The following is a 23,896-nucleotide window of genomic DNA, read 5'->3' as shown; positions in this document are numbered from 1 at the left end:
ATGGCGACTCCGCATATCCAGGCCACGCGCGGCGACTTCGCCGACACCGTGCTGATGCCCGGCGACCCGCTGCGTGCCAAGTACATTGCCGAGACCTTTCTCGACGACGTCGTCCAGGTCAACGCCGTGCGCAACATGTTCGGCTACACCGGCAGCTACAAGGGCCGGCGGCTGTCGGTGATGGGCCACGGCATGGGCATACCGTCGACCTCGATCTACGCCAAGGAGCTGATCACCGACTACGACGTCACCACACTGATCCGCGTCGGCTCCTGCGGTGCGGTGCGCGAAGACGCGGCGCTGCGCGACGTGGTGATCGGCACCGGCGCCTGTACCGACTCCAAGGTCAACCGCACGCGTTTTCTCGGCCACGACTTCGCCGCCATCGCCGATTTCGAGCTGGCCCGGCACGCCGTCGACGCCGCCGGCGAGCTGGGCATCGCGGTGCGCACCGGCAACCTATTCTCGGCGGACCTGTTCTATTCGCCGGAGGACGCCCTGATGCCCACGCTCAAGCGCTACGGCATCGTCGGGGTCGAGATGGAAGCCGCCGGCCTCTACGGCGTGGCCGCCGAGTTCGGCGCCCGCGCGCTGACGATCTGCACGGTGTCCGACCACATCCTGCGCGGCGAGGCGCTGGACGCCGAGGCGCGCCAGACCACCTTCGACGAGATGATGCGCGTCGCCCTCGAGGGCGTGCTGCGCGACGACGCCGCGAGGGCCACCTCATGAGCCCCATCGACCCGGCCATCGTCGAGCGCCTGCTCGCCGTTCGCGACCACGCCTACGTGGCCTATTCGGCCCACCCGGTCGGGGCGCTGATCGAGACGCCCAGCGGCTCCCGCTATGCCGGCTGCAACGTCGAGATCGCCAACTACAAGGGGCTGTGCGCCGAGGCCGGGGCCATCGCCGCGATGGTCGCCGCCGGTGAACGCGACATCGCCACGCTCTACGTGATCGGCCCCGGCGCGCATCGGTGCACGCCCTGCGGCGACTGCCGCCAGCGCATTCGCGAATTCGCCTCGCCCACCACGCGCATCCACGTGCTCGACGCCGACGGGCAGTGCCTGAAGTCCTACAGCATGGAGGCCCTGCTGCCGGATTCCTTCGGGCCCGAGAATCTCGGCAAGCCATCACCGATGGGCGGTTGAAGCCGGCGTCCGACAGCGTGAAAGCCACGCGACGCCATCGCCCCGCCCATCCAACGCTGGGGTCCGGTATACTCGGCCTCCGAATCGTCATTGCTGAATCCGGCCGGAGTCGTCGATGGCCCCAGCGCCCTTCTCGCCGTTCGAGTTGCTGCTTCTCAAGAGTCGCAACCAGACGGACACTGCTGCCCTGCTGATGCTGGCCTGGGTCATGGCCAGCAAGGGCAGCGTATTGCCCGAGGATCGCCATTATCTCGACACCCTGGCCGCCCGGTTCCGTCACGGCCACGCCCTGCAGCCGCTGATCGAGATCGCCGCGGCTCAGGACCTCACGGCCCTGCAACTGGCCGCCGAAGTGCTGCAGAAGGATCTCTGGCGCGAGCAGGCTCATCCGTTCCTGAGCCAGGCGATCGGCCTGGCGACCAGCGACGGCCCCCCCAGCAGTGCCAACAACCACGTCCTGCGCTTTCTCGCCGACCTGCTGGGCGTCTCGCCGCCGACCTTCGCCGCGCTGTTCAAGGAGGTCGCCGGCCGGGCGTTGCCAGCACCGGCGGATCCCAGTCATGCCGATTACTGGCAGGCGCGGGAGCAGACCCGGCACCGCCACGACAGCTACAGCGGCCAGGGCGCGCACGCCGGTGCCGAGCGGGAGACACCGGAGCCGGACGAGGCAACGCCCCGCCAAGCCCGCGAGAGCTGGCGCGAACGCCGGGCACGGCGTCGCGAGCAGGCCCGCGAGCGCGAGCGCCAGGCCCGGGAGGCCGCCGAGCGCCGCGCCCGCGAACAGCGCCGCCGGGAGCAAGAGCAGGCCCGCGAGCAGCGCGAGCGCGAGGAACGTCGCGAGCGGGAACGTCAGGAACGGGAACGCCGCGAGCGCGAGGAGGAATACGCCCGCGCGCATCGCGAACGTCCGGCCTACGGCGACCCGGCGTCACGGGCCCTGCGCGTGCTGGGCCTCGAGGACGGCGCGTCACGCCAGGACATCAAGAAGGCCTACCGGCGCCTGGCACAGGCCCACCATCCCGACCGCGTCTTCAGTCAGGGAGAGCAGCGCATGGCCACCGCCTCGCTGCGCTTCCAGCGAATCCAGCAAGCCTACGAGATCCTGATGCAAGATGCGCGATTTGTATAAACGCCTGGGCGTGCCGGCGGACGCCGACTCACGCGCCATCGATGCCGCCATCGAGGCCTGTCGCCACACCGCGCTGAAGCACGACGCCGAGGCGGTGCTGGGCGTCGATGCCCGTCGCGACCATTATGACCGTCTGCACCGCCGGCTATCGGACATCGGCCGGCTGCGCTCCCGGCTCGGCCTGACCCATGCCCCCCACTGGCAGGGCGACGTGGCCAACGATTTCTCGTTGCCGCCGGACATCGCCGACTCGCGCCACCAGCAATTGACCGCCAAGGTCGACGCCCTGGTCAACGCCCAGACGACCCTGACCCGCTGGCGCTACCGCCTGATGTGGCTGATCCCGCTGCTGGTCGTCGTCACCGCCGGCGTGGCCTTTGCCCTGGGCTGGCTGAGCGGGCTTTGAGCCATGCCCCAACACCGGGCGACGGCTAACGCGGCATCACCCGGACATTGTCCAACGCCTCCAGCGGCGTGGGCGCATCCACCAGATAGCCCTGGGCAAAATCCACCTCGAGCCGGCGCAACTGCTCGAGCACCGAGGGCGTCTCGACGAACTCGGCGATGGTGCGCAGGTTCAGGGTATGGCCGACGCTGTTGATCGCCTCGACCATGGCCCGATCGATGGGATCGCTGTCGACGTCGCGGACGAAACGGCCGTCGATCTTGAGAAAATCCACCGGCAACTGCTTGAGATAGCCGAACGACGACAGCCCGGCCCCGAAGTCGTCGAGGGCGAACAGACAGCCGAACGCCTTGAGCCGCTCGATCAGCTCGACGACCCGCGACAGCTGAGCGATCGCCGCACTCTCGGTGATCTCGAAGCACAGCGTGCCGGCGGGCAGCCCGGCCGCCGCCACCCAGTCGCGCAGTTCCTCGCAGAATCGCTCGTCGGATAGCGAGGCCCCGGAGAGGTTCACCGACCACAGGCCGCAGTCCGCCGAACGCCGACAGCGGTCGGAAAGCCAGGCCAGCACATTGGTGACCACCCAGCGGTCGATGCGCGGCATCAAATTGTAGCGCTCGGCGGCGGGCATGAAGGTCCCCGGCGTGACCAGCCGCTCGCCCTCCTGCAGACGCACCAGGATCTCGTGATGTACCCGGGCGCCGGGATCGTCGACCGGCACGATCGGCTGGGCATACAGGCGCAGCCGGTCCTCGTCGATCGCCGCCTGCAGCCGGGGCACCCACTGCAGCTCGCCGTGACGCTCGATCAGCACGCTGTCGTCGCGCTGGTAGACGTGCACGCGGTTGCGCCCGCCCTCCTTGGCGGCATAGCAGGCGGCATCGGCGGCACTCAGCACGTCGTCCAGGCCGCGCCGGGCGTCGATGCCCGCCAGGCCGATGCTCACGCCGATCGAGAAGACCCGCCCCTGCCAGGCAAAGCGGAAATCGTCGATCGCCGCGCGCACCTGTTCGGCCAGCGCTCGTGCCTTGTCCAGCGGGCAGTCGTAGAGCAGGATGCCGAACTCGTCGCCGCCCAGCCTCGCCAGCAGATCGGAAGCCCGCACCCGGTCGCGCAGCAATCGCGCGACCTGCCGCAGCAGTTCGTCGCCGGCCATGTGCCCGCAGGTATCGTTGACCACCTTGAACTGGTCGAGGTCGAGATAGCACAGCACGTGCCGCGCGCCCGCCTGATTCTGCTCGACCAGCTCGCCGAGCGACTGCTCGAACTTGCGCCGGTTGGCCATGCCGGTCAGCGCATCGTGAGTCGCCTGATGATTGAGTTTGCGCGACAGGTCGCGGGTCAGCGAGACATCGTGGAAGACCACCACCGCGCCGATGACGATCCCGTGACGCGAGCGAATCGGTGCCGCCGAGTCCTGCACCGGGCAGCACTGGCCGTCGCGTCCCGTGAGCAGATGGGTAGTCGCCCCCACGTGCGGCTTGCCCCCGCCCAGCACCCAGCGAGCCGGGTTGGGGACGCGCTCCGCCGAGGTCTCGTCGACCAGCCGATAGATCCGCGCAATCGGTTCGCCGAGGGCCTGTTCCTGCGACCAGCCGGTCAGCCGCTGTGCCTCGCGATTGATGAAGGTCACCCGGCCGACCTCATCGGTGGCGATCACGCCGTCGCCGATCGACGCCAGGGTGACCTGCGCCAGATCGCGCTCGCGATGCAACTGTTCCTGGACACGGCGCCGGTCGGTGATGTCGCGGACCAGCGCGGCACACTCCGCCTCGGAGCCGGCGGCCCCCTCGCTGAACTGCAGCTCGAGATACCGGGTCTCGCCGTCGGCGTTGGCCACCCGCAGTTCGCGGCGCTGCCCGGGCTGCGGCAGATCGCCCTGGATCAGCTGGCTCAGCGGCTGGCCGACGACGCGCTCGGCCGTCACGCCGAACAGGGTTTCGGCGCCGGGATTGAGGCTGGTCAGGATACCGTCGGCGCGCCAGGTCACCAGGCCGTCGCGGAGATTGCGCACCAGCACCTGGGTCCGGGCCATGGCCTTTTCCAGCGCCGCCGACACCCGGTTGTAGCCGGCGGCGATCTCGCCCAGCTCGGTGAACGGATCGGCCTCGACCCGCCCGCGCACGTCGCCGCTGCGCTCGTGGCGGCGCATCGCCTCGAGCAGATCGAAGAGTTCGCTGCGCGCCCCGTGCTCGGCGACGTTCAGCCCCAACCGCTCGGCGTCCGGCGTGACCCGCAGCGACAGGCCGCGCCCGATCAGCGCCAGCAGCAGCCAGGCCGAACCCCCGCCCCAGAGGGCGCAGACCGCGATGCCCAGGCACTGCACCGCGACCTGATGGGCGCGATCGAGACCGGTGCCGAGCAGGTCGAGATCGCCCATCAACCCCACCGCCAGGGTCCCCCAGATGCCGGCCACCAGGTGCGCGGGGATCGCTCCTACCGCGTCGTCGATGCGGTACTTGAGCAGCCCCTCGCTGGTCACCACCATCAGCACCCCGCTCAGCGCACCGATGAACAGCGACTGGCCGGCGGTCATCGCATGCGCGCCGGCGGTGATCGCCACCAGACCCGCGATCGCGCCATTCATGGCATACATGACCTCGGCGTAGCGACGCAGCCGCCACCCCACCAGCATGGCCGACAGCACCCCGCCCACGGCGCCCATCACGGTATTGACCAGCACCCCGGGGACCCGCTCGTCGAGCGCCAGCGTGCTGCCGCCATTGAAGCCGAACCAGCCGAGGAACAGCAGCAACACGCCGAGCATCGCCAGCGGCAGATTGCTCGCCGGCACGGGCCTGGCGGCCTGCCCGGGCACGAAGCGGCCGGCGCGCGGGCCGATGCGCAGTACCGCGACCAGCGCCACCCAGCCGCCCAGGCTGTGAACCACCGTCGAGCCGGCGAAGTCGACGAAGCCGCGCGCTTCCAGCCAACCGGGCCGGTCGCTCAGCGCGCTGGCCCAGGCCCAGTGACCGAACAGCGGGTAGACCAGCACGCCCACCCCGACGGTGAGCGCCAGGTAAGCGAGAAACGGCATGCGCTCGGCCACCGCGCCGGAGACGATGGTGGTGGCGGTGGCACAGAACATCGCCTCGAAGAGAAAGAAACAGGCCAGCCAGGCATCGTGACCGACCCCCAGCGTGGGCAGGAAATGATCCCTGCCGACCAGGCCGGCCACGCCGTCGCCGAACATCAGGCCGAACCCGGCCAGCCAGAACACCGCCACGGTTACCGTGAAGTCGGCGAGGTTCTTCATCGCCACGTTGATGGCGTTCTTGCCGCGCGTGACGCCCGACTCCAGGCACAGGAAACCGGCCTGCATGACGAAGACCAGCATCGCCCCCCACAACACCCATAGGGTATCCAGCATCGAGACTTGCATAGGCACCGCTCCCCGATCGCGGCCCCGCCTCGCTCCCTGATGCGTCGGCCGATGATGGCCGGCTCCCCCGTGGTGCAGCACACCCTGCGCCATGCACCCTGGCGGTGCGCAAGCGCCGGGTATCCGCCGACCGATGCCACCGCAGCCGGGCGAACCGGCAGAATCGGCGCCGCCACGAGACGGCGCCACATTAGGGAAAGCAATAAGGGTGCCAGCGGCCGCTACTGCGGCTCGCCATCGGCCCCCTCCGGAGGTGGGGTGGCCGAGGCGCGGCGCGGGGGCATCGCCACGTCGCGGCCGGCATCGCCACCGTCGCGCGACGTTTCGAGCACCACGCTCATCCGCGGCAGCGACAGGTCCTGGCCTTCGCTGTCGAGCCGCTGCTTGAGACGCAGATTGAAGGCACGCGCCACGTCCCACTGCATCGACGGGCTGGTACGCATGCGCACGCGCAGGATCGCCGCGCCCTGATCGAAACTCTCGATGCCCTGCAATTCCAGCGGCGACCAGATGTGGTGACGCATCATCGGATCCTGACGCAAGGCATCGGCGACCTCGCGAACCAGCTCGGTGGCGGCGTCGATCTTCATGGTATGCGGGACGCGGATACGCATCAGCGCGGTGCCGAACTCACGGGCGAAGTTCTGGATGCCCTTGATCTGGCTGAAGGGGATGATATGCACGATGCCATCCAGATCGCGCAGCCGCACGGTACGCAGGCTGAGCCCCTCGACGGTGCCCATGTGCCCGCCGACGTCGACGAAGTCGTCGATCGACAGCGAGTCCTCGATCAGGATGAACAGCCCGGTGATCAGATCCTGGACCAGCGTCTGGGCACCGAAGCCGATCGCCAGACCGATCACCCCGGCACCGGCCAGCAGCGGCGTGACGTTGACGCCGAGATTGGCCAGTCCGACGATCGAGGCGATCACCAGGATGGTGGTGAAGACCACGTTGCGGATCATCGGGGTGATGGTCTGCGCCCGGGTGCTGTGGATGCGCCGGCCGCGAGCATTGGCCGAGCCGCGCAAGGCGCGCTGGATGGCGGTATCGGCAAAGATCCAGATCAGCCAGGCGAGCAGCACGGTGAGGCCGATGCGCAGCAGGGCATGGCCGATTCGCGCGCTCACGGCGCCCTCCTGGCCGATGCCCAGCAGCGACAACCCCCAGACCCGCAGCGACAGCTCGGCGAACAGCCCCCAGACGATGAACTGCCCCAGGGTATAGCCGAAGCGCTCGAGACGCCGCCGATACTGGGACTTGCGTCGGCGCCGGGTGGCGCGTTCGGCATGCCGGTGCAGGCCGCTGCTGGCGACCAGCGAAAGCACCAGCAGTGCCGCACAGAGAATCGCCCGGGTGAAGGCCACGTCGGCATTGCCGACGGAGACGAAGATCGCCACCAGCGAGGCCCCGATCAGCAGCAGGGCCGGGACATGCCAGAAGCGCCCCAGCGCCACGGCCACGTCGCGCAGGGTGCTCGAGTCGCGGCGTTGCGAATAGGGCCGGTTGCGGATCAGGTGCTTGACCGGACGCCGCATGCGCAGCACCAGCACCCCGCTGAGCAGCCCCGCGAGCAGATTGGCCAGCACCGACAGCCAGCCGGCCAGGTCATTGCCCAGCAGCGTCACCAGCCGTTCGCTGTTGACCGCGTCGCCGAACGCCGCCAGGGCACCGATCACGAACAGCCGTCGCGGCGCCTGACGGCGCAGGATCGCCACCGCCACGCGGCGGTGCCCCCGGGTGAACAGCGCGATCACCTCGTCGAACACCGTCGACAGCAGGCGTCCGCAGAGCGTGACATAGGCGATCACCAGCACGCTGGCCCGCGCCGGGCTGGGCTGGGTCAGCCAGCGCAGGCTGGCCAGCATGGCGGCAAAGGCCAGCGCCCAGGGCAGCACCTTGCGCAGGAAGTGCACCACCAGCAGCGCCGGGCGCGGCTCCGGCGGTAGCGCCAATGGCCAGTCGTAGCGTCGCGCCAGCAGCCGCCCGGCCGCCATCAGCAGCAACAGCAGTCCCAGCCAGACCGCGGTGAGGGTCAGGGCCTCGAGACTCTGGCGAATCACCTCGCTGTGACCCATCCCGGTGATCAGCCCATCCAGGTCGTCCAGCGCCCGCTGGCTGCGCCGGCCCCAGATGGCCAGCGGCGACCGACCCGCCTCGGCCTGCTCGCCGAGATCGGTCAGCGAGTCGGCCAGCGCGCCGAGCAGCCCCTGGCGCTGCTCGGTGTCGCCGCCCCCGGCCGCGGCGCGGGTCGTCTCGCGCAAGGCCTTGAGCTGCTCGAGCAACTGCCTGCGCTGCGCGTCGTCCTCCAGGGTGGCGATCACCCGATCCAGCGAATCCTGCAACTGCTGCGAATCGGAGGACGAATCGGCCGACTCGCCGCCGGGGCCATCAGCATGGCCAGCAGGCAGAGCAGCCGGCACAGATATCTCAACGACATGCCACCTCCCCAGGCTGTCCGTCATCGGCCCCCGAAGCCTGACGCCTGTCAACGACAAAGCCAAGACCCCGGGGCCTTGGCTTTGCGTGACACGACAACGGCTTCGCGACTCAACCGCGCTCGTCGGCCGGCTTGCCAGCCTTGTCGGGGTCGCGTCCCACCCAGCGCGACAGCGTATGGGTGACCTTCATGATCAGCACGTAGGAAGCAGGCACGAAGACGCTGGCCAGCACGGTGATCGCGATCATCCCGCCGACCACCGGCGTGCCGATCTGATTGCGGCTCGCCGCACTGGCGCCGGTGGCGAGCGCCAGCGGCAGGGAGCCGCCGATGAACGCCAGCGAGGTCATGACGATCGGCCGGAAGCGCTGGCGGGCCGCCACGCGCGCCGCCTCGACCACCGACAGTCCCTCGTGCTTGCGCTGCTGTTCGGCGAACTCGACGATCAGGATGGCGTTCTTGGCCGCCAGACCCACGACCACCAGCAGCCCCACCTGAAGGTAGACGCTGGTACTCATGCCGCTCAGGTAGACCGCGACCACCGCGCCGATGAAGGCGAACGGCACCGCGGAGACCACCGCCAGCGGCAGCGTCCAGCTCTCGTACTGGGCGGCGAGGATCAGGAACATCATGACGATGCCGAAGGTCAGCGCCAGCGCCGCGGCGGTGCCCACGTTACGCTGCTGGAAGGCCTCGCCGGTCCAGCCCATGCCATAGGATTTACCCAGCGTCTGGCTGACCACTTCCTGCATCGCCTCCACCGCCTGGCCGGAACTGTAGCCGGGTGCCGGCTCGCCCTGGAAGCGTGCCGCCGGGTAGACGTTGTAGCGGTCGAGCACCGAGGGGGCCTTGCTACGCTCGAAGGTCACCAGCTCGGAGAGCGGAATGCGCTGACCGTCGCCGCCGCGCACATAGACGTCCTTCAGATCGTCGGGATGCTGGCGATAGTCGGCCTCCGACTGCATGTAGACCTGGAAGCTGCGGCTCGCCTTGGTGAAGTAGTTGACGAACGAACTGCCGAAGGTGCTGCTCAGGGTGGTGTTGAGATCGCCCAGATCGACCCCCAGCGCCCGCGCCTTGTCCTGATCCACGGTGGCGTCGAAGACCGGCACGTTGACATCCAGGGTGGTGAACACGCGGGTCAGTTCGGGGCGTTTCGCCGCCGCCTGCATCACCTTCATCGAGGCCTGGGCCAGCGCCTGCGGAGAGGCGCCGTCGAAGGACTGCAGATAGCCGGTGAACCCGCCGGTGGTCGACAGCCCCTGGATCGGCGGGATGTTGAAGGCCATCGCCTTGCCGCCGGGGATCTCGGCGCCGGCCTTCATGATCATGCCCACCAGATCCTCGACCCCGATGTCACGCTCGCTCCACGGCTTCATGGTCACGAACATCACGCCCTTCGCCGTGTTCGCCGAGCTCGACAGGATGTCGAAGCCGGGCACGCTGACCGCGTACTCGACCGCCGGAATCTCTTCCATCCGCTCGCTGAGCTTGTGCATGTAGGCATCGGTGCGGGCGAACGACGACCCCGCCGGCAGCGAGATCGCGGCCAGCGCGACCCCCTGGTCGGTCGCCGGGATCAGCCCGCTCGGCAGCCGCTCGTAGATCACCCAGGAGGCGGCGCCGATGGCGACCAGCAGGACCAGCGTCAGCACCATATGCCGGATCAGGAAGTGGGTCACCGCCATGAACAGATCGGTGATCTTGGCGAAACCCTTGTTGAACCAGTCGAAGGGCTTGTGGATCGTCCGGAACAGCCGCGAGTGCTCGATGTGGTGAGCGTTCTTGAGGAACAGCGCGCTGATCGCCGGCGTGAAGGTCAGCGCCACCACCGCCGAGATCGCCACCGAGATCGCGATGGTGATCGCGAACTGCTGGTACATCTGGCCGGTGATCCCGCCCATGAAGCCCACCGGGATGAACACCGCGGCCATGATCAGCGCCGTGGCGATGACCGCGCCGGAAACCTCCTTCATCGCCAGGAAGGCGGCGCTGAGCGGCGTGGCACTCTCGTCCTCCTCCATGATGCGCTCGGTATTCTCGATCACCACGATGGCATCGTCGACGACGATCCCGATCGCCAGGATCATGCCGAACAGCGACAGGAGGTTGATCGAGAAGTCGAGCAGGTACATGCCGGCGAAGGTCCCGATCACCGAGATCGGCACCACCGACATCGCCACCAGCGTCGAGCGCCAGCTCTGCAGGAACACGAAGACGATGGCGATCACCAGCAGCAGCGCCTCGATGAAGGTGTGCTCCACCGAGGAGACCGAGGCATCGATGAACAGCGTGGTGTCGTAGGGGATCTCGTAGTCGAGCCCGGCCGGGAAGCGGCTCTTGAGCTCGGCCATCTTGTCCTTGACCTCGCCCGCCACGTCGAGCGCATTGGCACCGGGCTGCAGGTAGATGGCGATCGGCGCGATCGGCTTGTTATTGACGTAGCCCTGCACGCCGTAGCTGTTCTTGCCCAGTTCGACGCGCGCGACGTCACCCAGGCGCAGCGAGGAGCCGTCCTCGTTGGTCCGCAGCAGGATGTTGCGGAAATCGTCGACGTCCTTCAGCCGCCCCTGGGTGGTGATGGTGTAGGTATAGGCGGTCGGGTCATCCTGAGGCTCGGCCCCCAGCTTGCCCGCCGGGACCACGGTGTTCTGCGCCTTGATCGCCGCCGACACCTCCGCCGGGGTCAGGTCGTACTGGGCCAGCTTGTCGGGGTTGAGCCAGACGCGCATGGCGAATTCCTGATTGCCCAGTACCTGCGCCTGCCCCACCCCGTGAAGCTGCTTGAGCTCATCGGTGATGTTGAGGTTGGCGTAGTTGGTCAGGAACAGCGAGTCATAGGCATCGGAACTGGAGGTGACCGCGACGAACATCAGCACGCTGTTGGAGCGCTGCTCGACCGTCACCCCCTGGGCCTGGACCTCGCTGGGCAATTGCGACAGGGCCCGCTGGACGCGGTTGTTGACGTTGATGGTCGCGGTCTGCGGGTCGGTACCGATCGAGAAGTAGATCTGCATCGACATGCTGCCGCTGTCGGAGCTCGCCGAGGTCATGTAGATCATGTTCTCGACGCCGTTGACCTCCTCGGCGAGGGTCGAGGCCACGGTATCCGAGACGGTCTGCGCGCTGGCCCCCGGGTAGGTCGCCGTGACGCTGACGCTGGGCGGCACCACGCGCGGGTACTGCTCCACCGGCAGCACCCGCACCGCCATCAGCCCGATCAGCACGATGATCACCGAGATGACGGTGGCGAAGATCGGCCGGCGGATGAAAACGCTCGAGAAATTCATCCCTCGCCCCCATCCTCACCCTGCGCCGCCGATCCGGACGCCGAGGCCTGGTCATCCTTGCCGCCCTGACCGGCATCATCGCCCTGGCGGCCGCTGCCGTCGGCGACCGGCTTGTCCTGCCCGGTCTCGGGGTCGCCGTCGAAGGGCTGGGGCTCGATCTTGTCCCCCGGGCTGATGCTGCCGATGGCGCTGACGATCACCCGATCGCCCTTCTCGAGACCGTCGCTGACGATCTGCCAGTCGCCGGCCTGCTGGCCCAGGGACACGAAACGCGCCTGCGCGGTGTCCTTGTCGTCGAGGACCATCACCTGGGGCCCCTTGAGCCCTTCGGTGACGGCCACCGCGGGCACCGCGAACACGTCGTAGCGCTTGACGTCGGTCAGCGACACGCGCACGAACTGCCCGGGCAGGAACAGATGATCGGGGTTGGCGAATTCGGCCTCGGCCTGCACCGTGCTGGTGGACTCGTCGACCCGCGCGCCGAAGAAGTCGACGTGCCCCTCGAGCCGGTTGGGCGCAGTGCTCGCCCCGCCGGTGCCCGGCGCGGTGAGTGCCGCCTGGAGCGGCCCCGGCGAGGCCTGACGCTGCTGACGCAGGGCCAGGGCATCCACCGCGGGCAGCGAGAAGCGCACGTCGAGCGGATCCAGCGGGGTGATCGTCGTCAGTGCCTCGGGCGGCTGGACCAGACTGCCGACGTTGACCTGGCTGAGGCTGATCATGCCACTCGCCGGCGCGCGGACCTGGGTGTAGCTCAGGTCGATCTTGGCGGCGTCGAGCGCCGCCTTGGCCTGGGCCAGGGTCGCCTGGGCCGCCCGCAGGTCGGCCTTGGCATCGTCGAGCTGCTGCTGGCTGACCGAGTTCTGCTGATACAGGCGCTGGTAACGATCGGCGTTGCGCTGGGTCCGGTAGAGTTCGGCCTCGGCGCTCTGCACGTCGGCCTCGCGTTGACGCACCGTCGCCTGATAGGCGTCGGGCTGGATGGTATAGAGCAGATCGCCCTTCTCGACCCGGCTACCCTCCTCGTAATGACGCGCCTCGAGGATGCCCTCGACGCGGCCCATGACGGTGACCTCGCGATTGCTGCGCACCATGGCAGGGTATTGCCTGTCCAGCGTCAGGTCGCGCGGTTCCACGGTCATCACCTGAGCGGGACGGGGCGGCGCCTGCTGTGCCTGAGCGGACTTCTCACCGCCCGAATCGCCCTCCCCGCAACCCGCCAGCACGGCGGCGAGCGCCAGCGGCAGAAGCCACCGCTTGCGGCTTCGAAGCATCACGGCTTCCATCATGACATCCCTTAGTCGAATAACGAATGACGCAAGACTACAGCCATACAACCATGAATGTAAATATTCGGGCGATGGGGTAAGATGGCGTCAAAAAAGTCGCCTTCTACCCGTCTTCCAGAGCACTCAGTCGCCATGCCCAGACGCACCAAAGCCGAAGCCGAAGCGACCCGGGAGTCTCTTCTCGACGCGGCCGAAGCGCTGTTCTACGAGAAAGGGGTCGCGCGCACCTCGCTCGAGCAGATCGCCCGCCGCGCCGGAATGACCCGTGGCGCGGTCTACTGGCATTTCAAGAACAAGGCGGATCTTTTCCACGCCCTGCTGGAACGCGTACGCCTGCCGTTCGAGGATCTCGCCCGCGCCATCGAGGCGACCCACGACAACCCCTCGCCGCTGGAATGCATTCGCCTGGCCTGCCACGAAAGCTTCGCGCGGCTTCAGGAACCGCGCTATCAGCGCATCCACTCGATTCTCATCCACCGCTGCGAGTTCTTCAGCGACATCGATCCGCTGGAGATGCAGCGCCAGATGAAACGCGACTGTCTGGAATCGATGCTGGATTCCTTTCGCGAGGCCAAGCGCTGCGGTCAACTGAAGGCGTCGCTGTCGCCCGAGATGGCCGCCGACATGCTGCAGTGCTGCATCGGCGGCCTCTTCCACGACTGGCTGCGCGACCCCGAGGAACTGCCGATCGACAAGCGCGGCACCGTGGTGGTCGATACCCTGCTCGATCTGATGCGCCCCTGAATGCAGGATGCCTCATGCTGCAACACAGCATAGGCGCTACACTGCAGGGGTGCACACTGAGGGAGGGTTCCCATGGATGCGCTCGAGCTGATCCGCTTTCGCGCTCTCGAGGTGGCGGTGCGCGTCTGGCACCCCGAAGGGCGCCGGACGCTGCTCGCCTGGCACGGCCTGTCGCGCCACGGCGGCGATTTCCACGACCTGGCACGGCGGCTCGGCCCCGAGTGGCGGGTGATCGCCCCCGACACGCCCGGACGCGGCCTGTCGAGCTGGTCGCTGTTTCCCGCCCACGACTATCTCTACAGCCACTATCAGAATGTCGCCCTGGCCGTGCTCGATCATTTCGCCCTCGACCGGGTAGCCTGGCTGGGCACCTCGATGGGCGGCCTGCTGGGGATCCTGCTGGCCGGTTCAGAGAGCGGTCGCGAGCGCATTTCGCGACTGATCGTCAACGACGTGGGGCCGGAAATCGACGCCGACAGCCTGGCCCATCTGGCCAGCTACTTTGCCGTGCCGCACCGCTTCTCGACCTTCAGCGAGCTGCTCGCCGAGCTCAAGCATCACTACGCCGAGTTCGGCATCGACGGCGAGGACGCCTGGCGACGCCTGGCCCTGGAGAGTTCGCGACGGCTGATCGACGGCAGTTGGGGGTTTCACTTCGATCCGCGCATCGCCGAACAGTTTCTTCACGACTCCCCGCAGGACCTGTGGCCGATGTGGCAGTCCCTCGAGTGCCCGCTGATGGCGATCCGCGGCGAGCGCTCCGACATCCTCTCGGCGGCGACCCTGGCCCGCATGCAGACCGAACGGCCCCACCTGACCACCCTTGAGGTGCCCGGCTGCGGGCACGCGCCGATGCTCAACCAGCGCGACCAGGTCGAGCCGATACGCGCCTTTCTCGGCGCACGCCATTCAGGCCTCGCCGCGCGCCTGCGTCACGGTCTGGCGCGACTGCGCGGTGCCGGCCGCGGCTGAGACAAGAGCCTGATCAGGCCAGCTCGGCGATGGTACGTTCCACGGCGCCTCGATAGCCGCCGCCGAACAGCAGCAGGTGGTTGAGCAGCGGGTAGAGCTGGAAGAGCCGCTCGCGTCGCGGCCAGTCGTCCGGCGCCCCGCCGTCCCAGTAGGCCTCGAAGAATGCCTCGCCGGGGTGACCGAACAGGGTCAGCATCGCCAGGTCGACCTCCGGGTAGTGGTAGTACACGGCCGGATCGATGATCGCCGGGCCCCGGGGCGTGTAGAGCACGTTGCCCGACCACAGGTCGCCGTGGACCAGCCGCGGCGGCGCATCGGGCAGCCAGGCCTCGAGGCCCCGGGCGATGCGCTCGAGCGCCGCGAAGGTCGTGCGTTCGAGCGAACCGCGCTCAAGGCAGGCCCGCCCCAGCGCCAGCAGCCGCTGCTCGCGCTGAAAGACCCGACCGTCGGCGCACGGCGTGTTGCGCTGGGGGGTGGGGCCGCAGCGGTTGTCGCGGGGCCAGCCGTGCGTCTCGCCGACCACCCCGTGCAACTCGCGCAGCCCCTCGCCAAGTCGGGCACCGTCGCGGCGCCCGCCGGCGTCGAGGGCTTCCATCACCAGCAGGTCGTCGTCCAGGGCGATGACCTCGGGCACGATCAACGCGCTGCCGGCCTCGCGCAGCGCACGCAGGCCGTCGGCCTCGGCCGCCAGCGTCCGCGGGTCGTCGCGCTTGGCGACGACGGCCCCCTGGCGGGTCTCGAGGCGGCTCACTTCGGCGATGTCGCCGCCGGCCAGCGCCCGCGGCTCGCCGACGATCTCCAGGCCCAGCGCCGCCAAGCGCTCGTGCCAGTCTCGATCGCTCATCCGCGCCTCCCTCTCTGTCAGGTATGTGGCTTCAGATAGTCGCCTCGGGTGATCGGCGTCAGCTGGCCTCGGGCTCGCTGCGCGCGACACCGGGCGTGGCATCGCGCGGCGTTCGCCCGCTCAACTCCTTCTGGAACAGCGAGCGCAGCTCCGCCATTGCCGCCCGGTCGTTGGCGACCAGCGCCTCCTCGTCGTGACGATGCGCGTAGGAATCGTGGAACAGCTGCACGTCGAAGTCGCGGAAGGTGCGTACCGCGTCCATGGCGTTGGAGCTCGGGTAACCCAGACCCTTGAGGACTTCGAGACTCATCTCCATGCTCGCCGCGAAGGTCTCGCGAACCACCACGTCGACACCCATCTCCATCAGCTCCCAGGCGTGATGGCGATTGCGGGCGCGGGCGAGAATCTTGAGTTCGGGGAAATGCGCCCGCGACTGACGAACGATCCGCGACGCGGTCTCGGCATCGTCGACGGCGACCACCAGCAGTTGGGCACGCTCGGCGCCGGCGGCCCGCAACAGATCCAGGCGCGAGGCGTCGGCGTAGTAGATCTGCGAACCGAAGCGGCGGATGAACTCGACCTGACGGATGTTGGGATCGAGGGCGGTGAACAGGATGTCCTGGCTCTTGAGCACCCGCGCGACCATCTGGCCGAAGCGCCCCAGCCCGGCGATCAACACCGGCGGCGACGAATCGCCGAAATCGCCGTCGTAGGGACGCTTGTCCCTGAAGCGCGCCCCCAGGCGCTCCCCGGCCTGGTAGAGAAACGGCGTCAGCGCCATCGACAGCGTCACCGCGGCGATGCACAGGCTGGCGATACGGGCCTCGAAGACCCCGGCGCTCACCGCGGCGGTGAGCAGCACGAAATCGAACTCCCCGCCCTGGGCGATGACCGCCGCCAGGCGTGGTACCTCGGCTCGCGGCAGCCGGGCGGCGAGCCCCACCAGGCCGATCACCACCAGCTTGCCGATCACCAGGCCGGCGGTGATGGCCAGCACCCACGGCAGGTTGTGGAAGACCAGCGACAGGTCCACCGACATGCCCACGGCGATGAAGAACAGTCCCAGCAACAGCCCCTTGAACGGCTCGATATTGGCCTCGAGCTCGTGGCGATAGACGGTATCGGCGAGCATCACCCCACCGAGGAAGGCGCCCAGCGCCATCGACAGCCCCGCCCAGTCCATCACCAGCGCCATGCCCAGCACCATGAACAGCGCCGCGGCGGTGAACACCTCGTGGACCTCGCTGCGCGCGACGAAGGCCAGCACCCGCGGGAACACCAGCCGCCCGACGACGATCGCCGCGACCACCATGCCCACGCTGCGCAGCACGGTCAGCCAGGTATCGCCGGAGGCGAGGCCGATGTCGCCGGCGAACAGCGGCAGCAGCGCCAGCAACGGAATCACCGCCAGATCCTGGAACAGCAGGATGGCGAACGCCGCCTGGCCGTGCGGGGCGGCCAGCTGATGGCGTTCGTTGAGCACCTGCAGGGCGAAGGCGGTCGACGACAGCGCCAGGATCAGACCCAGCAGGATGGCGCGATCCATCGGCAGGTCGAGGGCCAGTCCCAGCGGAGTGAGCAGCACCGCACAACCGATCAGCTGCAGGCTGCCCAGGCCCAGCAGACGCTTGCGCAGACGCCACAACCGCGCCGGCTCGAGTTCGAGGCCGATGATGAACAGCAGCATCACCACGCCGAATTCGGCGAAGTGCAGCACCGTCTCGGGTTCGGCGATGAAGCCGCTGACCGACGGACCGAGAATCAGCCCGGCGGCGAGATAACCGAGGATCGATCCCAGTCCCAGCCGCTGGAAGAGCGGCACCGCAATGATCGCCGCACCCAGCAGTACGGCCGCTTCGAAGAGAAAATCCATGGTCCCGGTGTCCTCGCGTTCCCTGCGGGCATGCTATCGCCCCGTTCGCCGCTCAGCCAGGGAAACACTGCACAAATGCCTGCACGAACTCGGCGTCCCCGACGAATCGCTGCGTTGCGCGGTGCTGGAACGCCAGCCCGGTCGGAATCCTCACATATACCCCATATGCTGCGGTTCCTGTGCGCCGGGCGCCTTGCGGCGTGGCGACGCCCGCTTCATCCCGCTCGCCTATTTGTTCAGCGCTTCCCCAGCGGCATCGTGGTCGCGACGAAACGGCAGCCGTGTCTCGGCGTGACGCGCATAGGCCGCGACGTGCTCGCGCTCCTCCGCGCAGAAGCGCGCCACCGCGTCACGAAAGCCCCGGTGGGCGATGAAGTGCAGCGAGCGCAGCCGGCGCGGCGCGAAACCGCGGCTCAGCTTGTGTTCGCCCTGGGTGCCCGGATCGAAACGCGTCAGCCCCTTCGCCAGGCAATGCTCGATGCCCTGGTAGTAGCAGGCCTCGAAGTGCAGGCAGTCGGCCTCGACCTCGCTGCCCCAGTAACGCCCGTAGAGGGTCTCGCTGCCCTGCAGGCAGAGCGCGGCGGCCACCGGCCGCGCGCCGTGCCACGCCTGGACCAGCAGCAGCGCCTCGGGCATCGTCTCGCGCAGGCGGCGGAAGAAATCCAGCGACAGGTAGGGCTGCTGGCCGCGCTCGTAATAGGTGATCCGGTAACAGCGGTAGAAGTGCTCGAGGGCCGCGGCATCGATCGCCTCGCCCTCCAGGCGCACCAGCTCGAGGCCCTGTTCGGCGACCCGGCGCCGCTCGCGGCGCACCTCCTTGCGGCGCTTGGCGCTCATCGCGGCGAGAAAGCCCGCGAAGTCGCCGAACCCCGCATCGCGCCACTGGAACTGCACCGCGGCCCGCTCCAGCAGCTCGGGCCGCACCGCCAGCCAGTCGTCGATCTCGGCGTCCTCGGCGAACAGCAGGTGCCAGCTCGACAGCGTCGCGTCACAGCAATGCTCGCCAAGCGCCGCCATCACCTCGCGCCGCGCCGCGCCATCCCCCATCAGCAGCCGCGCGCCGGGCACCGGGGTGAAGGGCACCGCCGTCAGCCCCTTGGGGTAATAGTCGCCCCCGGCACGTTCCCAGGCGTCCGCCCAGGCCCAGTCGAAGACATATTCGCCGAAGGAGTGATCCTTGAGATAACGGGGCAGCAATGCCACCAGCACCCCGTCGAGACGCACCGCGAGATGCCGCGGCGTCCAGCCGCTGGCGGGCGACACCGCACCGCTCGCCTCCAGGGCATGCAGGAACTCGTGGCGCAGAAACGGCTGATCGGCCGGCACCAGCGCATTCCAGGCCGTTGCCGGCAGCGCCTCGACGGCGTTCAGCGTCTCGATCGCAAAGCGCATGTCTCGCTCTCCCTGTGGCGTTCGTCGCGGCAAAGGGCAGCCTATGCCCATCGCGATCGCGTGGGTGGGAAACACTGCACAAATGCCTACACGGGCGAATCGCTGCGTTGCGCGGTGCTCGGAATCCTCACATATAACCCATATGCTGCGGTTCCTGTGCGCCGGGCGCCTTGCGCTTCATCCCGCTCGCCTATTTGTTCAGAGCTTCCGATAGGGTATCGCCATGCGCCCCGGTCGAGAACCGTGCCCAACGCGTTCCCCGGGGAAGCGACGCCATGGGCAGTCCGCACGCTTGGTGCGGATTGCCCTCGGAGGCCGGCCCCCGGGAGGCCGGCCCCCGGAAAGGTATTGCGACGCCCGGCGACGGCGGCCGAACGACGGGGTTGTCCGGAACCGACCCGGGAACCCGGGCCGGCCAGGCTCAGTCGCCGTTGAGGGTCTTGTCGAGCGCCAGCAGCGCGGTCTGCCAGGAGGCGGCATCGGCAGCGGCGTTGTAGGCCAGCGGCAGGTCGTCCTCGGCGCCGAGAGCATCGGCGTGGGGATTGGTGAAGGCGTGCTTGGCGTGGGGGTAGTTGACCACCTTGACCTTGGCGCCCTGGGCCTTGAGCGTGCGCGCCATTGCCTTGAGATCGTCACGCTTGACCAGCGGATCGTCGGCACCGTTGTGGATCTGCACCACGCCGTCGAAGGGCTGCGGGTTGGTCACCGCCCGGGTGGGACTGCCGTGAAAGCTGATGGCCGCCTTGATGGGCATCCCGGCGAGCGCCATGTTCATCACCACGCCCCCGCCGAAGCAGTAACCGATCGCCGCCATGCGGTCGCCGCGGACCGCCGGATTCTGACTGAGCTTGGCCATCGCCGCCTCGAGGCTGGCGCGGGCGGTGGGCCAGTCCTGCATCACCCGGCTGGCGAACTGGCCGGCCTCGTCGGGGTGGGTGGTGGTCTCGCCGTTGCCGTACATGTCGACGGCCAACGCCACGAAGCCCAGTGCCGCCAACTGGTCGGCGCGCGCCCTGGCGTAGTCGTTGAGCCCCCACCATTCGTGGACGATCAGCACCGCCGGGCGGGGCTCGTCGTCGGCGACGTTGCGTGCCAGGTAGCCCTGGTAGGTCTGGCCGCCGGTGGAATACGTGAACGGTTCGCCGACGACCCGCGGGCCCTGGGCGATGGTCACCGGCGAGGTGTCCGCCTTGCCCTCCTCCTGGGCCTGAGCCGGCGAAAGGATCAGCAGGACGGGTAGCAGACACAGCAGCTTGAGCAGGGTGCGCATGGTTTCTCCTTGTTTCGTGGTCGTGGCGCGGTGGCCGTGCGTGCGCGTCACGGCGTCTTGTCGTCCGTCGGCTCGCCCGGCGCCCGATGGACCCGGTTGCGGCCGTGCCGCTTGGCGGCATAGAGGCCCATGTCGGCCCGGTGCATGAGATCCTCGATGGGCTCGTCGTCGCGGCGTTCGGCGACACCGAAACTGACCGTGAAGTTGAGCCATTCGCCGTGGAACTCGACCAGCACGTTCTCGAACTTCCCGCGCAGTCGCTCGGCGAGCCCGATGGCCTCCTGAAGCGGCTGCGAGACCAGCACCAGGGCGAACTCCTCACCGCCGATGCGCCCGAAGATGTCGTGGGCACGCAGCGTGCTGCGGCAGATCTCGCCGAGGCTGGCGAGCACCAGATCACCGGCGGCGTGCCCCCAAGTATCGTTGATGGCCTTGAAGTGGTCGATATCGAAGATCACCAGCGAGGATCGCGCGGCCGAGGGATCGGCTGCCTCCAGCGCGCTGCGCAGACACCCCAGGAAGGCGCCGCGATTGAGGGCGCCGGTGAGGCTGTCGATGGTCGACAGCTCGTGCAGCTTCATCTCGCGCAGCTTGCGGTCGGTGACGTCGCGCCCCACCGCGAGGATCCACTCGTAACGACCATTGAGCGGGCTGACATAGGGCGAACAGGCCGTCTCCAGCCATACGTAGTGCCCCTGGGCGTGACGCGCGCGAAGCTCGAGACGCAGGTTGCTGCCCATCCGCGCGGTTTCGTGAATGTGCCGCTGGACACGCGACGCGTCGTCCGGCGGCAGCAGTTCGATCATCGGGCGCAGCTGCAGATCCTGGGGCGCATGGCCGAGAATCCGGCCGACCGAGGGCGAGGCGAAGCGGCACAGCCCATCGGCATCGAGCAACAGGATCAGGTCGCTGACGTTCTCGACGATGAAGCGATAGCGCCGCTCGTTCTCGGCGAGTGCCAATTGTGCCTGTCGGCGCAGGGTGACGTCTTCACAGAAGCCATGCCAGAGAATGCTGCCATCCGGCTGTCTTTCCGGCTTGGCCTGGCCATGCACCCACAGCTGGTAGCCATCGGGATGGTGGTAGCGGAACTCGTGACGCCACACGCTGAGGCGCCGTGCGCTGCGCAGGATGCTGCGCCACAGCCCCTCGCCGTCCTCGGAATGGACCCGTTCCAGTGCCACCGAGGCCCGCCCCATCACGGTCTCCGGGGCAAGGCCGAAGAGGCGCCGGATACCGGCGCTGACGAAGGGAAAGTCGAGGCGTCCGTCGGGGGCCAGCCGGCACTGATAGAGGGTGCCGGGAAGCTGCTCGCTGAGCTTCTCGAAGCGCTCCAGCAGCGTCTGACGCTCGGTGACGTCGACCAGCGAGCCGACCAGCTCGACCAGCTCGCCGTCGGTGCCGCGATGCAGGACGATGTCGTCCTGCAGGTGATGACGAGTGCCGTCGAGATGGAACACGGCGTACTGCAGGCAAAGGCGGGAAGTGCCGTCGTGACGGGCCGTCTCGAGCTGCGCGAACAGCGATTCACGACAACTGGCGTCGATGCACTCCAGCCAGCGCTGGGGGCACTCGCGCAGCGCCTCGCGCTCGATACCGCACAGCTCGGCGACGTTGACTCCCAGGTAGTGCAGGCGCCCCTGCCACCACCCCGGATCGGTCGCATAGACGACGGCGGGCGATGCCCCCAGCATCGCGTCCATGAACCGCGGCAACAACTGTAACGGCGATGCCACCATGCACACCGTCCCCCCTCTTCCGATTCCCTGGACACCGCCGGGGCGCACGCTCCGCGTGGCCGGTCACTCACCGCCGGTACGTTTCAAGGCCACCGCGGCCGGGGACGCCCCGCCCCGCACCTCGGACCTCGAACGGCGCACGCGGTCGGCGCCGGCAGCGACGTTCGCACGCCGCCCGCCATCGTCATCGATCGCCGGAGCCGCGCGCTGCTGGGGAGCACAGCCCTCGACCAGGCGGCTCAACTCGGACCGGCTGAGGGTCACGCGCTCGGCCCTCGACTGGTCGCTCCATACCAGCCACAATGCCGGTACGTCGCGGGTCTGATCCACGCCCACGACACGCCCCTCGCGCTGGCGCTGCGGATCCCGCAGCGTCGCACCGATCAGCAGGTGGGCCTGGGCAACACTGTCACGCATGGTCCTGGTACACAGTCGTCATGGCCGAGACGGTACCGGGCACACGCCCACCGCCTTCCGCCGGGTGAATGGAAGCTTCCGACCCAAGTGTATCAGCAAAGACGCGTGGTCGTCGGGGTGGTTCTTGCGCCCATGGATCGAGAAAAGCCTAGCAGCTGTGCCGACCACTGCTGAAGAAAGCCGCCCCGCAATCCGCCGAAAGCATGAGACAGCGCAAGAAAAAAGGGTGCCCAAAGGCACCCCAAGCACTCGCTAGCTCAAGTCATGGAAGGTGGCGGCGCGGCGGCGCAACATTCCGTGCGGAGCCGTGAGTGCGCGAAGCGTTTTCACCGGCGCGCCACCACACCCGGTGGGACACCCCTCAGGCGGCGGCCTGCATCGCCAGGGCGGTGTCCAGCATGCGGTTGGAGAAGCCCCACTCGTTGTCGTACCACGCCATCACCTTGACCAGGCGCCCGTTGACGCGGGTGTGGTTGGCGTCGAAGGTGGACGAGTTGGGGTCGTGATTGAAGTCGATCGACACCAGCGGCTGGGCGTTGACCGCCAGCACCGACGAGTCGGCGGCCGCCTGCTCCATCAACCGGTTGATCTCTTCCTTGGACGTGTCGCGACCGGCGGTGAAGGTCAGATCGACCAGCGAGACGTTGATCACCGGAATGCGCACCGCCAGCCCGTCGAGCTTGCCGTCGAGTTCCGGCAGCACCAGCCCCACCGCCGCCGCGGCGCCGGTCTTGGTGGGAATCATCGACTGCGTGGCGCTGCGCGCCCGGTACGGATCCTTGTGATAGACGTCCGAGAGATTCTGGTCGTTGGTGTAGGCATGCACGGTGGTCATCAGGCCGTTTTCGATACCCACCGCATCGTTGAGCACCTTGGCCACCGGCGCCAGGCAGTTGGTGGTGCACGAGGCATTGGAGACCACCCGATGCTCGCCGGTCAGCACATCGTCGTTGACCCCATAGACCACGGTGGCATCGGCATCCGGGCTGGGCGCCGAGATCAACACCCGCTGCGCGCCGGCCTGCAGATGCTTGGCGGCGGCCTCGCGCTTGGTGAACAGCCCGGTGCACTCCATGACCAGATCGATCTCGAGCGACGCCCAGGGCAGTTGCGCGGGATCGCGCTGGGCGAAGGTGGCGATGCGGTCCTCGCCCACGCTCAGCGATTCGTCGTCGTGGCCCACTTCCGGAGAGAAACGGCCATGCACGCTATCATGCTTGAGCAGATGGGCGTTGAGCGCCGGATCGCCCAGATCGTTGATGGCGACCACCTGGATGCGATCCCGATAGCCGTTCTCATACAGCGCCCGCAGCACGTTGCGACCGATACGTCCGAACCCGTTGATGGCGACACGCAAGGTCATGGTGGCCTCCTTCGATACGACTGACGTGAACCCGATACGCGGCCGCATGCCCGCTGCCGGAGGAGGCCGGCCCGGGAGGCAACCACGATGAAATAATCCTACGCTTTAGCCACAATTTGGCCCAAAGGATGACGACGTTCAAGTAATTTTTTTGGTAAATTTACACACATACTCACACCCCCGACCGTGACAAGAGGT

The 23,896-nt window shown here is 68.2% G+C and carries 17 protein-coding genes; 6 read left to right on the top strand and 11 right to left on the bottom strand.

The annotated features are described in order from the left end of the window. The 4 genes from deoD to D0901_RS04360 all read left to right on the top strand — a co-directional run bounded on the left by deoD (position 1) and on the right by D0901_RS04360 (position 2,686). A complete protein-coding gene (deoD, locus tag D0901_RS04375; RefSeq protein WP_129139077.1) occupies positions 1-732 on the top strand; it encodes a purine-nucleoside phosphorylase in 732 nt (243 codons plus the stop codon). Next, a complete protein-coding gene (locus D0901_RS04370; RefSeq protein WP_129139076.1) occupies positions 729-1,151 on the top strand; it encodes a cytidine deaminase in 423 nt (140 codons plus the stop codon). The genes deoD and D0901_RS04370 overlap by 4 nt, the downstream gene beginning before the upstream one ends. 115 nt (positions 1,152-1,266) lie before the next feature. Next, the gene (locus tag D0901_RS04365) at positions 1,267-2,280 is read left to right on the top strand and encodes a DnaJ domain-containing protein (protein ID WP_129139075.1); all 1,014 of its coding nucleotides are present in this window, start codon (positions 1,267-1,269) and stop codon (positions 2,278-2,280) included. Then, a complete protein-coding gene (locus D0901_RS04360; RefSeq protein ID WP_129139074.1) occupies positions 2,264-2,686 on the top strand; it encodes a hypothetical protein in 423 nt (140 codons plus the stop codon). Before D0901_RS04365 ends, D0901_RS04360 begins: the two co-directional genes overlap by 17 nt. Positions 2,687-2,711: 25 nt before the next feature. On the opposite strand, the gene amt is transcribed toward D0901_RS04360, so the two are convergent. The 4 genes from amt to D0901_RS04340 all read right to left on the bottom strand — a co-directional run bounded on the left by amt (position 2,712) and on the right by D0901_RS04340 (position 13,069). Then, positions 2,712-6,068, bottom strand: coding sequence for an ammonium transporter (gene amt, locus D0901_RS04355; protein ID WP_129139073.1), 3,357 nt, complete (start codon positions 6,066-6,068; stop codon positions 2,712-2,714). A 221-nt stretch (positions 6,069-6,289) separates the two neighbouring features. After that, positions 6,290-8,491: a mechanosensitive ion channel family protein gene (locus D0901_RS04350; protein WP_233440350.1), complete on the bottom strand. Its 2,202-nt coding sequence runs from the start codon at positions 8,489-8,491 to the stop codon at positions 6,290-6,292. Between the two features lie 127 nt (positions 8,492-8,618). After that, entirely contained in the window at positions 8,619-11,798 is a 3,180-nt protein-coding gene (locus D0901_RS04345) for an efflux RND transporter permease subunit (protein WP_129139071.1), read from the bottom strand. Beyond that, positions 11,795-13,069 carry an efflux RND transporter periplasmic adaptor subunit gene (locus tag D0901_RS04340; protein WP_129139070.1) on the bottom strand — a complete coding sequence of 425 codons (1,275 nt, stop codon included), beginning with the start codon at positions 13,067-13,069 and terminating at the stop codon, positions 11,795-11,797. The genes D0901_RS04345 and D0901_RS04340 overlap by 4 nt, the downstream gene beginning before the upstream one ends. Before the next feature lie 147 nt (positions 13,070-13,216). Between D0901_RS04340 and D0901_RS04335 the strand changes: the two genes are divergently transcribed. Both D0901_RS04335 and D0901_RS04330 read left to right on the top strand, forming a co-directional pair. After that, positions 13,217-13,828: a TetR family transcriptional regulator gene (locus D0901_RS04335; RefSeq protein ID WP_129139069.1), complete on the top strand. Its 612-nt coding sequence runs from the start codon at positions 13,217-13,219 to the stop codon at positions 13,826-13,828. 72 nt (positions 13,829-13,900) lie between these two features. Further along, entirely contained in the window at positions 13,901-14,800 is a 900-nt protein-coding gene (locus D0901_RS04330; protein WP_129139068.1) for an alpha/beta fold hydrolase, read from the top strand. 13 nt (positions 14,801-14,813) lie between these two features. On the opposite strand, the gene D0901_RS04325 is transcribed toward D0901_RS04330, so the two are convergent. The 7 genes from D0901_RS04325 to gap all read right to left on the bottom strand — a co-directional run bounded on the left by D0901_RS04325 (position 14,814) and on the right by gap (position 23,698). Next, on the bottom strand, positions 14,814-15,644 hold the full coding sequence (locus D0901_RS04325; protein WP_129139067.1) for a fructosamine kinase family protein: 831 nt from the start codon (positions 15,642-15,644) through the stop codon (positions 14,814-14,816). Positions 15,645-15,702: 58 nt separating this feature from the next. Further along, positions 15,703-17,517 carry a monovalent cation:proton antiporter-2 (CPA2) family protein gene (locus D0901_RS04320; protein ID WP_129139066.1) on the bottom strand — a complete coding sequence of 605 codons (1,815 nt, stop codon included), beginning with the start codon at positions 17,515-17,517 and terminating at the stop codon, positions 15,703-15,705. A 228-nt stretch (positions 17,518-17,745) separates the two neighbouring features. After that, positions 17,746-18,909 carry a GNAT family N-acetyltransferase gene (locus D0901_RS04315; RefSeq protein ID WP_129139065.1) on the bottom strand — a complete coding sequence of 388 codons (1,164 nt, stop codon included), beginning with the start codon at positions 18,907-18,909 and terminating at the stop codon, positions 17,746-17,748. 421 nt (positions 18,910-19,330) lie between these two features. Continuing rightward, a complete protein-coding gene (locus D0901_RS04310) occupies positions 19,331-20,179 on the bottom strand; it encodes a dienelactone hydrolase family protein (protein ID WP_129139064.1) in 849 nt (282 codons plus the stop codon). Positions 20,180-20,226: 47 nt separating this feature from the next. Further along, positions 20,227-21,918 (bottom strand): sensor domain-containing diguanylate cyclase, encoded by a 1,692-nt coding sequence (locus tag D0901_RS04305; RefSeq protein ID WP_129139063.1) that lies wholly within the window; start codon positions 21,916-21,918, stop codon positions 20,227-20,229. 63 nt (positions 21,919-21,981) lie between these two features. Then, positions 21,982-22,335, bottom strand: coding sequence for a hypothetical protein (locus D0901_RS04300; protein ID WP_129139062.1), 354 nt, complete (start codon positions 22,333-22,335; stop codon positions 21,982-21,984). A 361-nt stretch (positions 22,336-22,696) separates the two neighbouring features. Beyond that, a complete protein-coding gene (gene gap, locus D0901_RS04295; RefSeq protein WP_129139061.1) occupies positions 22,697-23,698 on the bottom strand; it encodes a type I glyceraldehyde-3-phosphate dehydrogenase in 1,002 nt (333 codons plus the stop codon). Positions 23,699-23,896: the final 198 nt, after the last annotated feature.

The sequence above is a fragment of the Modicisalibacter coralii genome (assembly GCF_004117855.1).
GTDB classification, from domain to species: domain Bacteria; phylum Pseudomonadota; class Gammaproteobacteria; order Pseudomonadales; family Halomonadaceae; genus Modicisalibacter; species Modicisalibacter coralii.
This window is presented reverse-complemented; position numbering and strand designations above follow the sequence as displayed.

Coding starts and splice junctions, on each gene's coding strand:
- amt (WP_129139073.1), bottom strand. CDS start 6,068: ATGCAAGTCTCGATGCTGGATACCCTATGGGTGTTGTGGGGGGCGATG.
- D0901_RS04315 (WP_129139065.1), bottom strand. CDS start 18,909: ATGCGCTTTGCGATCGAGACGCTGAACGCCGTCGAGGCGCTGCCGGCA.
- D0901_RS04345 (WP_129139071.1), bottom strand. CDS start 11,798: ATGAATTTCTCGAGCGTTTTCATCCGCCGGCCGATCTTCGCCACCGTC.
- D0901_RS04325 (WP_129139067.1), bottom strand. CDS start 15,644: ATGAGCGATCGAGACTGGCACGAGCGCTTGGCGGCGCTGGGCCTGGAG.
- deoD (WP_129139077.1), top strand. CDS start 1: ATGGCGACTCCGCATATCCAGGCCACGCGCGGCGACTTCGCCGACACC.
- D0901_RS04305 (WP_129139063.1), bottom strand. CDS start 21,918: ATGGTGGCATCGCCGTTACAGTTGTTGCCGCGGTTCATGGACGCGATG.
- D0901_RS04310 (WP_129139064.1), bottom strand. CDS start 20,179: ATGCGCACCCTGCTCAAGCTGCTGTGTCTGCTACCCGTCCTGCTGATC.
- D0901_RS04320 (WP_129139066.1), bottom strand. CDS start 17,517: ATGGATTTTCTCTTCGAAGCGGCCGTACTGCTGGGTGCGGCGATCATT.
- D0901_RS04370 (WP_129139076.1), top strand. CDS start 729: ATGAGCCCCATCGACCCGGCCATCGTCGAGCGCCTGCTCGCCGTTCGC.
- D0901_RS04300 (WP_129139062.1), bottom strand. CDS start 22,335: ATGCGTGACAGTGTTGCCCAGGCCCACCTGCTGATCGGTGCGACGCTG.
- D0901_RS04330 (WP_129139068.1), top strand. CDS start 13,901: ATGGATGCGCTCGAGCTGATCCGCTTTCGCGCTCTCGAGGTGGCGGTG.
- D0901_RS04360 (WP_129139074.1), top strand. CDS start 2,264: ATGCGCGATTTGTATAAACGCCTGGGCGTGCCGGCGGACGCCGACTCA.
- D0901_RS04335 (WP_129139069.1), top strand. CDS start 13,217: ATGCCCAGACGCACCAAAGCCGAAGCCGAAGCGACCCGGGAGTCTCTT.
- D0901_RS04340 (WP_129139070.1), bottom strand. CDS start 13,069: ATGCTTCGAAGCCGCAAGCGGTGGCTTCTGCCGCTGGCGCTCGCCGCC.
- D0901_RS04365 (WP_129139075.1), top strand. CDS start 1,267: ATGGCCCCAGCGCCCTTCTCGCCGTTCGAGTTGCTGCTTCTCAAGAGT.
- gap (WP_129139061.1), bottom strand. CDS start 23,698: ATGACCTTGCGTGTCGCCATCAACGGGTTCGGACGTATCGGTCGCAAC.